Source organism: Bartonella sp. CR84HXZ (assembly GCF_042194535.1).
Lineage (GTDB): Bacteria > Pseudomonadota > Alphaproteobacteria > Rhizobiales > Rhizobiaceae > Bartonella > Bartonella grahamii.
The window spans coordinates 1-12,502 of record NZ_JBHIMY010000010.1; the positions used below are offsets into that span (position 1 = coordinate 1).

A 12,502-nucleotide genomic window follows, 5' to 3' on the forward strand; every position below is an offset into this window, starting at 1 on the left:
AGGAATGCGAGTTTCCATGTTTTATCTCCTTGAATATGCTGGAGATACAATGTCTTTTTGCCAATTATGTTCCAAAATGGATAAATAGCCGCTAAAAAGGGATAAGAAAGATCTAAAGTTAAGATCGAGATCATCATGGTGGGGCATTTTCTTTTGAAACTTTTGTTTAAAGCGTGTTCATAGAGAGTTTTTGTTGATCATAAAAAAGGGTGTGAAAACGAAAAGGCACGCCTATTGGGCTTTATGAGGTCATTGAACAAAATAATATGAATGCTTTTTTTGTTTATATTCTTTCATAAATTTGAATTTTTGTCTCATGACAACGTCTTGATCGATAAACATGTGATAAGCGTTACGAATGGGAATATATTTATGTTTCATAAATAAAAGCACACTTTGTATAGAGAGCTCTTTCTTTGTGTTTTCAGTATTGTATTCTTTTGACAAATGCTTTTCTTTTTGATTGTATCAAAAAGTTTAAAGACAGACCGTGTTAGGATATAAAATGTTTTGTTCAGCTTTTTTTAAAAATAGTGAAAAATATGGACCGCTTTGCGTTGGTTTTGATCCGAGTCATAAAGTTTTGCAATCATGGAATTTAAGCTGTGATTATAAAGGTCTAAAAGATTTTTGTGATATCCTCTTAACAGCGGTTGTGGATAAAGTGGGGATGATAAAGCCTCAAGCCGCATTTTTTGAGTTATATGGGGTGGAAGGGCTTCAAATTCTCAAAGAACTTATTGAAAATGCACACGAACAAGGTTTGTTGGTTCTCGTTGATACGAAAAGAGGGGATATTGGCTCTACTGCTGAGGCTTACGGTAAAGCTTGGCTTGGTTCAAGCAGTGCGTTTAAAGCAGATGCCATAACAGTCAATCCTTTTTTAGGATTTGATGCTCTCATTCCTTTAATAAAGATTGCAGAAGAAACAAAAACGGCTGTTTTTATGGTTGTTCAATCTTCGAATCCAGAGGGAAGGCACATTCGCAATGCGCGCATTGGTGATCAAACGGTTTCTGTTCATTTGGCGCAGCGTATTTTTGAATATAATAGCCAATCTTCAAGTCAATATCATCATGTTGGTCCTATTGGGGCAGTGATTGGAGCAACATTGGGCAATGAAGCAAAAGATACAATCGAACAGTTAGAAAATAACTTATTTCTCGTTCCTGGCATTGGGGCTCAAGGGGGAACAATAACACAATTAACTCAGCAGTTTCCTCAAAGGCTATGGCAGAATCTTATTCCTTCCATTTCAAGATCGATTACAGAGGTTGGTCGAAATAGTGTTGATTTAAAAAATGTTATTCATGATTTTGCCGAGCAATCTAAAAACACGCTTCTATCTTAAAGTTTTTTGCTAAGTTATCAAAGAAAAAAAGCTCTTATAAAAGAAGGTGGTTTATCAAATTTTAAGTCAGATACGAATTTCAAGAAGTGTTTTTCTTTATCTAAAGTTAAGAGTTGTTTTTGATCTTTTCAAAAAGTGTTCATATATTTCTTATTTTCTGTTGGGATTGGGAGGACCAAATACGGAAAGCAAAGGTTTGAAAAAAATGCAGAAATCTTGGGAATATATGAAAAATTGCTTCAAGAAAGACGAGATAAAGGAAAAAAATGAAAGAAATACCTGAACAGAGCTAAAGATGAGGCATAAGAGGGTTTGGAGAGTGTATTCGTTTTGGGGACGTTTTAGTTTAAGGGTGATGACTCATCTTACAGGATAAACTCTTTTAGAATATCGCTTTATAAGGATATTGCTTTTGTAAAATAAAGGACTCTAACATGTTATTAAAAGTTTTTAGATTGATAAAGTCATTGCAGCGTTGGTTTCTATGGGATAATGGTTATCCGTGAACACATATTGTTGCTAGAGAATAACATGTCATTGAAACAAGAAAAAACTAAAGCCCGTTTACCCCGTGGTTTTGTGGATCGTACAAGTGCACAGTTGTATGCAACTGAAACAATGATTGCGCAAATTCGTGAAGTTTATGAACTTTACGGTTTTGAAGCACTGGAAACACCAATTTTTGAATATACAGATGTGCTGGGTAAGTTTTTGCCTGATGAAGATCGTCCAAATGCGGGCGTTTTTTCGCTACAAGATGATGATGAGCAATGGATGTCTTTGCGCTATGATCTTACTGCGCCTCTTGCCCGTTATTTTGCAGAGAATTTTGAAGTTTTGCCAAAGCCTTATCGCAGTTATCGTCTTGGTTTTGTGTTTCGCAATGAAAAACCTGGACCAGGGCGCTTTCGGCAATTTATGCAGTTTGATGCGGATATTGTTGGAACACCAACGGTAGCAGCGGATGCCGAAATTTGTATGATGGCAGCAGACAGTTTGGAAAAGTTAGGGTTTCAGCAGCATGATTATGCCATTCGCTTGAATAACCGAAAAATTCTGGAAAGTGTTTTAGAATTGATTGGTTTAGGGGAAAGGGAGCAGATTGAAAGGCGCTTAACTGTGCTTCGAGCAATGGATAAACTGGATAAATTTGGTCCTGAAGGCGTGCGTTTTCTTCTAGGCAAGGGGCGTTTGGATGAAAGTGGTGATTTTACAAAAGGGGCTGAGCTTAAGGATAAAGAGATTGAGTGTATTCTTTCCTTACTGACTGTAAACGCAAAAACAGCAGAAGAAATCCTTGATGCTCTCAGACAAGTCGTTGGTCAGAGTGCTCAGGGGCTTGAAGGGGTTCGCGAGCTTGAGGAAATGCAAGCAATCTTTGTCGCTAATGGTTATCACAATCGCATTAAAATTGATCCTTCGGTGGTTCGTGGATTGGAATATTATACTGGACCTGTTTTTGAGGCGGCATTGCTTTTTGATGTTCTCAATGATGATGGGCAAAAAGTTGTTTTTGGCTCCGTTGGTGGTGGTGGGCGCTATGATGGATTGGTGGCACGCTTTCGTGGTGAAAATATTCCGGCAACAGGTTTTTCAATCGGTGTCTCACGCTTGATCGCTGCTTTGCAAAATCTTGGAAAGCTGCCTATGAAGGAGACAACAGGGCCGGTTGTGGTGTTGATGATGGATAAAGAACCAGAAGCTGTTACTGGTTATCAAAAAATGGTGATGCAGTTGCGTGGTGCGGGAATTCGTGCTGAGCTCTATTTGGGGGCATCGGGAATTAAAGCGCAGATGAAATATGCAGATCGACGTCAAGCGCCTTGTGTGGTGATCCAAGGGTCACAAGAACGTGAGAGCGGAAAAATACAGATTAAAGATTTGATTGAAGGGGCGCGTTTGTCCCACGAAATTAAGGACAATCAAACATGGCGTGAAAGCCGTCCTGCGCAAGTGATGATTGATGAAGAGCAATTGGTTCAAACAGTACAAGATATTTTGGCAGCCCAAAAACGGTAATGATAAAAGTTTTGTGAAAGCGATTGTTGGGAAAAGCTCGAACATTTCCTCTTCAATTTTCAGAATTTGTATTTTACTTGTTTAGATATTCTTAAAATCGCGTTATTTTTTAAAGTTCCTGCGGCATAAAAGCAATTTTTTAAAGATAAAAATGCTTTGTCTTCATTATGAAATGAATGCTTTTGAGCGCGCGAGGTAAGTACCTTGCGTGAAGCAAGATACTGGACACTGAAGCATTTGAGGTTCTTGACGCAATCCTGTTTAGAAAAATTAATGATCAATAACAGAAACCCAATAGTTTATAGAAACATTGATCATTCATATGGATTTAATTTTTGAATTCTCATTTGCTGATATCATATTTTCTACTGTTTTATTGTCGGCAGTCTACATTCTCACATCCATGAGAGGTGAAAGAGATCTCAAGAGTTTTATTTTAGAAGATTTTTTTAGTTTCAAAAACAACGAATAACTTAAATCAGACAATTTTTAAAGGGAAAATATAGGAGGCATTATAAGAGATTATAATGAAAACCATTTGAAATTATTCATTTATTATAACAAATTAATTTTTTACGGAGAAATGAAAATGGCTCAATATGATTTTACAGTATTATATGAAAGAAATCCCTTTATTTTGAAAAAACCTGAAGATATTGGAAAATCATTTAAACTTCCTCCTTCAAATTTCGGATTTGAAGATCTTCCACAAATTACGTTTTCAGGAGCGTCCGATAGTCGGCGTATGATTTTTGGGCTATCATTTAGTGGTATGAAAGCATTTTTTGTGATGTTGTGGCAAGTAGGGAAAATGTCAGATGAAGATGATGTGGATTTATGGTTTGATCAGGTAAGATTAGATGAGGATACTCTCAAGGAATTTTTGATTTGTGATCTTTCAATTCAAGAACCAGAATATCTTAATTTTGAAAGTTTTAAAGAAGGTATCAAAGAATTAGAAAAGAATAAAATTGTAGCGAAGGGGACAAAAAAATATTGTTATTTCATTAATCCAGATATTTTTGGGCTTCCTGAATGTGATGAAGATTTTGAGTTCGATGAAGAGGAAGAGATAGAAGAGGAAGAAATGAAAACACACTTTATGGTAGAATATCCAAATAAACGCCTTCTTTAACTGTTTCTCTCTTAGAGAAAAATAAAAGCTTAGAATAAATGGCTATGAGAACAGCAATGAGTCTGTTTATGGTATGTGAATTGGAATGTTTACGGGATCTGTTTTTATTTAATATTCTTCATGAACAGTTATTTATGCAGAGCCGTTTTTATGCAATATTTTCTTTCTTGATATTTTTATGAACCTTGCAGTAATGGTGTTCATAGCTCTTGTATTTTAGAGCGTTTATGAGACGTACTTTTACTCTTTTTAATCGTTTATTCATATGCCAATCTCACTTGCTAATGAGCAAGAAAATAGTTTTAAGGGATTCAATATAAGAAGGGATAAAATAAAACAATCTTATGATATTCAGTGCCTCTCATTCGACATGAAAAATTATAAATCAAATTATTGTTTGACACAAAGTTTTTCTCAATAGGAGAAATTTAGCATTGATCGTGCATATTTCATCGATACGTTAGTCCTTGATGTTTCTGAGAGAGTTTTGTATGAATTTGCGCATTTCGCAATTGCATCCCCATTTTTTGATAGCGTGCAACAGTTTTTAGCTTTTTATTCTTTGAGCACTATAATTGGTTTAGATTTTTTACTGGAAATTTTTCAAGTTTTTTCAAAGCAGTTAAAACGTGAAATACCTATTAAAAAATTATTGCTGGAATATTTTCTCACCAAAAACGCACAACCAACTTATAGTGTCTGCTTTGACAAATAGATGTTTCAAAAAATATAAACGACACAAATTTTCTTTATTAGGGAAATTTGTGTCGTTAAATTTTGTTTAAATAGACGATTTGGGGGCGGAATTAGCTTTTCAAAGCTTTTAAAACATTTTGTGGTGAAGAAACTTCATAAGGATCTGTTGCACAATTATCTGAAAAACCTGCTTCTTCAAACCATTCCTCAACCACACCATCATTAATAACGGCAGCATAGCGCCATGATCGCATGCCAAAACCAACATTGTCTTTTGCAACCAGCATACCCATTTTGCGTGTGAATTCACCAGAGCCATCAGGAATTAATTTCACGTTTTTGATATTTTGTGTTTTTCCCCAAGCATTCATGACAAAAGCATCATTGACGGAAAGACAATAAATTTCATCAATACCCGCTTGTTTAAATTCATCATAGAGTTTTTCAAAGTCAGGCAGCTGAAAAGTTGAGCAAGTAGGGGTAAAAGCTCCAGGAAGAGAAAAAAGAATAACACGCTTTCCTTTAAAGTAAGCATCGCTGTTAACTTCTTGCCACCGATAAGAATTATTTTCACCCACTTCATCTCGGACACGTGTATGGAATGTTACATTGGGAACAGTTTTTTTCATCATAAGGATGCTCCTATATTTTTTACAAAAATTTCGTTTTAAAACAGCTTTTGTCTTTAAAAGCATATCGGAAAGAACGGTTTAAATAAAAGGGATTCTTTAAGAATTCTTACTTCTAACGAGTGTGCAAATATTTCACACTTCCGTCAAGTAGAATTAATGGTCGACTTTGGATACTCTTCACCTTAAAATTAAAGGAAAGAATATGAAAGTATTTACATGACCATAAAGATAGTTTTAACCACGGCTTTTGAGGGGCAAAAACCGGGAACGTCTGGTTTGCGCAAAAAAGTGTCTGTTTTTCAACAACCTCATTATGTAGAAAACTTTATACAGTCTCTTTTTGATAACATTGGGCCTCTTGAAGGAAAAATGTTGATTCTTGGGGGCGATGGGCGCACTTTTAATCGTACTCTCCTTCAGATTGTGTTGAAGATGGCAGCGGCGCATGGTGTTTCTTGTGTTAAAATGGGAAGGGGCGGTATTCTTTCTACACCTGCTGTTTCGCATCTTATTCGTAAAACCCATGCTCATGGTGGACTTATTCTTTCTGCAAGCCATAATCCTGGTGGTCCAGAGGGAGATTGTGGTATCAAATACAATGTTTCTAATGGTGGACCCGCTCCTAATTCTTTATGTGATGCTATTTTTGCAACATCGCAACGTCTTTCCTTTTATAAAATTCTTGAAGCACCAGATATTGATTTAGATAGGCAAGGTACGATCTTTATGGGAGCCATGCGGATTGATATTATTGATCCTGTCGCTGATTATGTTGCTTTGATGCAGGAGCTTTTTGATTTTGACTGTATTGCCAAGGCCGTTGCTCGAGGTCTTACTTTACGGTTTGATGCTATGCATGCGGTAACAGGGCCTTATGCTCATGAAATTTTTGAAAAATGCTTAGGATTTTCTGAAGGAACGGTGGTTAATGGTATTCCTTTGCCAGATTTTGGAGGCGGTCATCCGGATCCCAATTTGGTTTATGCCAAGGCTCTTTATGATTTATTGATGTCAGAGCAAGGACCAGATCTTGGTGCAGCCTCTGATGGTGATGGAGATCGTAACCTCATTATTGGTCGTCAACAATTTGTCTCACCTTCAGATTCTTTGGCTATTATGGCTGAACATGCACACCTCATTAAAGGATATCGAAAAGGTGTTGTGGGGATAGCGCGTTCTATGCCGACGGGGCGTGCTGCTGATCTGGTTGCGGAAAAACACGGATTAAACTTTTTTGAAACGCCAACGGGATGGAAGTTTTTTGGAAACCTTTTGGATGCGGGGAAAGTAACCTTTTGTGGTGAAGAAAGCTTTGGAACTGGCTCTCATCACATCCGCGAAAAAGATGGTTTATGGGCTGTCTTATTTTGGTTAAATCTTTTAGCGATAACAGAAAAAACTGTCGCACAAATTGTTCAACAGCATTGGTACACCTATGGGCGTTTTTACACGTTACGGCATGATTATGAAGAAGTCGAAGCAGATAAAGCTTTGGAACTTATAGAACATTTGCGTACGCACTTACCACATGCAGGAACTGAAATTGCTGGATTTTTCGTCAAAAAAGCAGATGATTTTACATATCATGATCCTGTTGATCAGAGCGTTAGCACGCGGCAAGGTATACGTATTTTTTTCGAGAATGGAGCACGGTTGGTGGTCCGTTTGTCGGGAACAGGGACGCTAGGTGCTACTTTACGACTTTATTTTGAACAGTATGAAAGTGATCCGCGCAAACACAATTTTAATCCGCAAGAAGTTCTTCAACCTTTGCAACAGGTGGCGCTAAAACTGTTAAATATACAACAAGCATTGGGGCGAGATCGCCCTGATATTATCACCTAAGATCATTGGAATATTTTTTTGTAAAGGTATGATGATTGATCACATGAGGTATGATTTTAGGGCGTGATTTTATTTGCCATAAGGCAGATCCTCCATTTTCAAGCGCGCTTTGTTTTTTCCTCCTTTACATATCAATCGGATTCCTAAAACTGCGGGCTTCTTAAAACCGAATCCTGTAGGTAATTATAATCAGGCATAATCGGGGAGTTTATGTCCGATGGTTTCTAATGGTTTGATAGCACTGTTTATTTAATAGGGGAGATGTTCCTCATGCAAAACAAAATATTATCATTGTTGCACATTTCATATGTTTGTCTTAAAGAAGCGTCTCTCTCAAAACACTAAAAACGCATCTTATGCGTGTTGCTTTTGAAAGGGATGAGCGACCATCTATCGAGCAGCACAATTTTACGCTTATGAGAGAGTAAGACCGTACCATCATTCACTTTGCTCGCTTTCAATGTTGGTTCTTATATTTAAAAATGTTTAGTATTTTGAATAATCGTTTTACACGCCTCTTCCTACTTGTAGCATGCAAGCAAAAGGCTTTGGTTGATTCAATGTAAAAGGGGGTGAGAGAATCTCAGCTTATTTATCGGCTCTCATTCAATATACAAAACCATTAACTATGATTATAAATCAGTCTGTTCTCTAACATTGTGACTGTTATCTTTACTTAAATAAAAGGTCAAGTTGAGGGCATCATTTTCTTGTTTTTCAGTTTTTAGCTTTTTGAGAGCGTTTTATTTAGAGAGGTTCCTTTTCTAATTGTTTTTTATCCATTCGTTAATTGCATTGCTGATGTATAAGAAAATGATTTTGATTAATTTATTAGAGAGAATGAAGTGAGTAAATTTTATGATATGCGGGGGGCTCATTTAAGTTATATAATGATCAATCATTTTTATAAACTCATATGGTATGTGGCGATAGCATTCATGAACACAGTTGGCAGATGAGGGTTGAAACAAAGGAAAATGTTTTTCTAAAATAATGGACAATAAGCACTTCTTGCTTTATGACCAGTCGTAGTGAATGATTTTTCTTTTAAAAGGGGAATTTATGACCCAATATCCTAAATGTCCTCGTTGTGATTGTCTTTATACTTATGAAGATGGTGAAAATTTTGTGTGTCCTGAATGCGCACATGAATGGCCACAAAAAAACGATGATACTGTTCTTTCCGATACTGTTTATGATGCCAATGGTCAGATTTTAACAAACGGAGATACCGTTATGGTGATAAAAGATCTGAAAGTAAAAGGCGCTTCATCTGTTTTAAAAGGTGGTACTAAGGTAAAGAATATTCGCTTGGTGGATGGGGATCATAACATTGATTGCAAAATTCCAGGGATTGGTCAGATGAGTTTAAAGTCGGAGTTTGTGAAAAAAGTTTAGGCATTTATCCCTTGCAATTGTTTTTGCATTTCGTTGGTTTTTTATTTTTACATTCTTCTCGAATGGGATTCTTTTCTTGTTTCACAGATTACACCAATCAGATAGAGGCAATATATTTTCCTTTATTGCAAAGCCATGTATCGCAGAGGAATAGTGGCTCTGTCTTTTCTTTTAATATGCGGTTATGGATGAAGTTGGATGTTGACTTACATGCAACAGTAAAAGTATGTGCTTTATGAGAAGAACAACGTGGTAAAGAAGACAAACTTATTCCTGCTGAATTGAAGAAATATTCTCATTTTTTTATCAGATAATTTCTCAAACAACCATAATAGATCTAGCTTCAATGTATTTATTTTTACAGGTAGTTACACCGTTTGCGTCATATTTATGGAAATGAGATTGAAAATGATAGAGGGGGAATTCTTGATTTTAAGAATGGAAAAAGGATGGTATGATCTTGATAAGGTTGTATGGTCATGCATTTTCCAGCTCTTAGTGTTGCAACAGTCCCTTATAAAAAGTGTGCATAAGAGCTATTAAAAATAGTTTTTGTTATTATCCAGTTTGTGCTGTGTAAGCGGACGATTTTGATTGATGCAATAAAAACAGAATTGAAATAAGAAGAATGTCAGAATTCTCATTCAAGTTGCAAAATGTGATCTTTGTCGATTGGTTGCTACAAGAAGTATTTTGCGTGATTTTATTGTTGGGAGAACTGAGAAAGATGGAGCAAATGGGCACTCTATCTTACAATGTTTTCTTTTTTGGGTTTTCTTTTTTGTAACGGGTCGTGGTTTCTTGGTTAAAATTACATGACAAGATTATGAAACAAAATAAATTTAAAGTGCACATCCATGCATTGTACTTCTGTGTACGGATTGGTTTGTTGAAACAACCTATGCTTCTTAAAAGGGGCTTTGAAATCTTTTTAAGGCATATGTGGAGGTGAAATATGAGTGAAGGTATCATTATTAGACAGATTTTTTTAACAGTACTGTATTTTTATGGCTGCATAGCTTACTTTTAAAATTTCAGGAATAAAATGACGCAAGATTTTTGCACTCCATGTTTGAGCGCTGTTGAAGAGGGGCAATCGCTGTGGTTATTTTACCTATTGAGGCCAATATTTATTGTGGCATGGCTTCAACGCCTAAAACTTCAGGGATAAAATGGCGTAAAAGATTTTCAATACCATGTTTGAGGGTTGCCGTTGAAGAGGGACATCCAGCGCAGGAGCCCCGCATATTGAGATAAACAATACCATTTTCAAATCCGCGAAAAGTAATGTCTCCACCATCATTGGCAACTGCTGGGCGGATACGCGTTTCAAGCAGCTCTTTAATGGTTAAGACAATATCAGCATCTTTTTCGTCATAAAATTCTTCGTTAAGGGCATGGGTTTGTGCTTGTGTTGTAGCGTTGGTGGTGATCACTGGCTCATTGGATAGAAAATGTTCCATGATTGTGCCTAAAATGACGGGCTTGAGATGTTGCCATTCTCCTTCTTTTTTGCTTACGGTGATAAAATCATAGCCTAAAAAAACACCATTGATATTGGGAATATTAAACAGCTTAGCTGCCAAAGGTGAGTTTTTAGCTGCTTCTTCAGGGTCACGAAATTCTAATACGCCCTCAGAAAGAACCACGCGTCCTGGCAGGAATTTAAGCGTTGCAGGGTTTGGGGTGGTTTCAGTTTGAATAAACATAAACTCTCCTTTTATAATGAAGGATTGGGAAGATCTTACATTGTAGAATATTATATTTTTTAGGCAATAGATCTAATATCTTCATCGGCAAGATTGCTAGGAATAACAATGACAGGGATTGAAAAAGCTGTCCCTTTATTTCCGATTAATTGAACAAGGGGTCCTGGTCCTTCTGTATGTCCACTGGCTGCTAAAACAATTAGTGCAATCCTTTTATCTTCGTCGATCAGTTTGGAAATCTCATCAATTTTTTTTCCTTCACGCACCACTATTTCTGTTTCAAGCGCATGGGTGGTGCGGACTTCACTGGCAATGTCTCCTAATATTTTATGAGCACTTTGCGTTGATTCTGTGCGCATAACGTTGTTTACACCCAGAAAATGTTGAAATTCTGCACTATCAACGACACAAAGTAATACCAATGTTCTACTGGTATTTTGGGCATGCTGTGCAGCAAACGCAACGGCACGCCGACACTCTGGTGTTTCATCGATAATGACTAAGTTTTTTTTCTTGGGTTCTTTTTTCGGATTTTTGGGTTTGGAAATCATGCACTTTCTCTATTTTGTACAAACGATTTTTTTGCTCTCTACAGTTTTTAGTTTTATTATTTTTATGTATCGTGCAAAAATCCAATAATTTCACGAATTTTTTTCATATTTTCTTCTGCGAGCATACTAGCACGTTTAGCGCCATCATGCAAAACAGAGTCGATATAATCACTTTCTTGATGAAGTCGACGTAATTCTTCTGTTATAGGGGCAAGCTTATAGACAGCAAGGTCGGCTAGAGCGGTTTTAAAATGCGAAAATTGTTGACCAGAAAATTCTAAAAGAATCTTTTCTTTGCTAACTTTGGCAAAGGCGGCATAAATACCAAGCAGGTTATCCACTTCTGGTCGTTCTTTTAAAGCGGTAAGGGTATCGGGAAGAGGAGCCGAATCCGTTTTGGCTTTGCGTATTTTTTTTGCGATAAGATCAGCATCATCGGTCAAATTAATGCGTGAAAAATCTGAAGGATCTGATTTTGACATTTTTTTCGTCCCATCGCGCAAAGACATAACGCGTGTGGCTGTTGTTCCAATAAGCGCCTCTGGGAGGGGAAAGAAGCCTTGTTTTTTTTCTTCATCCGTTTGCATAGAGATACCAAAATTTAATTCGGCAATACGCTGTGCATAGTCGTTGTTAAACTTTTGTGCAATATCGCGTGTGAGTTCAACATGCTGTTTTTGATCTTCGCCTACTGGAACATGCGTTGCACGATAGACTAAAATATCAGCAGCCATCAAAGTGGGATAGGCAAAAAGCCCTAGAGATGCTTTTTCGCGATCTTTTCCTGCTTTATCTTTAAATTGTGTCATGCGTTGAAGCCAGCCGATACGGGCAACACAATTAAAAATCCAGGCAAGTTCAGCATGTTGAAAAACACGTGATTGGTTAAAAATAATGTGTTGTTGAGGATCAATACCGCAGGCTAAAAAGGCTGCTGTCACTGTTCTGGTGGATTCGCGTAAAGTAAGGGGATCTGGGTTGACTGTGAGCGCATGCATATCCACAACACAGTAGAGGCAGTGATGAGAGTTTTGCAATTCAACCCAACGCTGAATGGCTCCAAGATAATTGCCAAGATGTAAATGACCACTCGGTTGTACGCCGGAAAAGACAAGTGGTGTGAAGGTATCCATAGGAGTGCTCTTTCTTCAATTAAGGTTATTTGT

At 37.0% G+C, this 12,502-nt stretch carries 9 protein-coding genes; 5 read left to right on the top strand and 4 right to left on the bottom strand.

All coding sequences use genetic code 11. From position 1 onward, the window contains the following. Positions 1 to 505 precede the first annotated feature (505 nt). From pyrF to ACFIKD_RS05760, 3 genes are all read left to right on the top strand, one after another. A complete protein-coding gene (gene pyrF, locus ACFIKD_RS05750; RefSeq protein WP_375644922.1) occupies positions 506 to 1,351 on the top strand; it encodes an orotidine-5'-phosphate decarboxylase in 846 nt (281 codons plus the stop codon). A 531-nt stretch (positions 1,352 to 1,882) separates the two neighbouring features. Then, on the top strand, positions 1,883 to 3,370 hold the full coding sequence (hisS, locus tag ACFIKD_RS05755; protein ID WP_375647460.1) for a histidine--tRNA ligase: 1,488 nt from the start codon (positions 1,883 to 1,885) through the stop codon (positions 3,368 to 3,370). 589 nt (positions 3,371 to 3,959) lie between these two features. Beyond that, positions 3,960 to 4,505 (top strand): replication protein, encoded by a 546-nt coding sequence (locus tag ACFIKD_RS05760; protein ID WP_375647462.1) that lies wholly within the window; start codon positions 3,960 to 3,962, stop codon positions 4,503 to 4,505. Between the two features lie 806 nt (positions 4,506 to 5,311). Here ACFIKD_RS05760 and ACFIKD_RS05765 read toward each other — a convergent pair. Further along, positions 5,312 to 5,833: a peroxiredoxin gene (locus ACFIKD_RS05765; RefSeq protein ID WP_375647463.1), complete on the bottom strand. Its 522-nt coding sequence runs from the start codon at positions 5,831 to 5,833 to the stop codon at positions 5,312 to 5,314. 216 nt (positions 5,834 to 6,049) lie between these two features. Here ACFIKD_RS05765 and ACFIKD_RS05770 point away from each other — a divergent pair, with 216 nt between their 5' ends. Further along, positions 6,050 to 7,678 (top strand): alpha-D-glucose phosphate-specific phosphoglucomutase, encoded by a 1,629-nt coding sequence (locus tag ACFIKD_RS05770; RefSeq protein WP_375647464.1) that lies wholly within the window; start codon positions 6,050 to 6,052, stop codon positions 7,676 to 7,678. Between the two features lie 1,062 nt (positions 7,679 to 8,740). Then, positions 8,741 to 9,076, top strand: a complete 336-nt coding sequence (locus ACFIKD_RS05775) for a zinc ribbon domain-containing protein YjdM (RefSeq protein ID WP_015856728.1) — start codon at positions 8,741 to 8,743, stop codon at positions 9,074 to 9,076. A gap of 1,130 nt (positions 9,077 to 10,206) precedes the next feature. Here the strand turns inward: ACFIKD_RS05775 and ACFIKD_RS05780 are convergent. From ACFIKD_RS05780 to trpS, 3 genes are all read right to left on the bottom strand, one after another. After that, a complete protein-coding gene (locus ACFIKD_RS05780) occupies positions 10,207 to 10,785 on the bottom strand; it encodes a NifU family protein (protein WP_273723704.1) in 579 nt (192 codons plus the stop codon). Positions 10,786 to 10,844: 59 nt separating this feature from the next. Continuing rightward, entirely contained in the window at positions 10,845 to 11,336 is a 492-nt protein-coding gene (locus ACFIKD_RS05785) for a universal stress protein (RefSeq protein ID WP_375647465.1), read from the bottom strand. A gap of 62 nt (positions 11,337 to 11,398) precedes the next feature. Then, on the bottom strand, positions 11,399 to 12,469 hold the full coding sequence (gene trpS, locus ACFIKD_RS05790; protein ID WP_375636354.1) for a tryptophan--tRNA ligase: 1,071 nt from the start codon (positions 12,467 to 12,469) through the stop codon (positions 11,399 to 11,401). Positions 12,470 to 12,502: the final 33 nt, after the last annotated feature.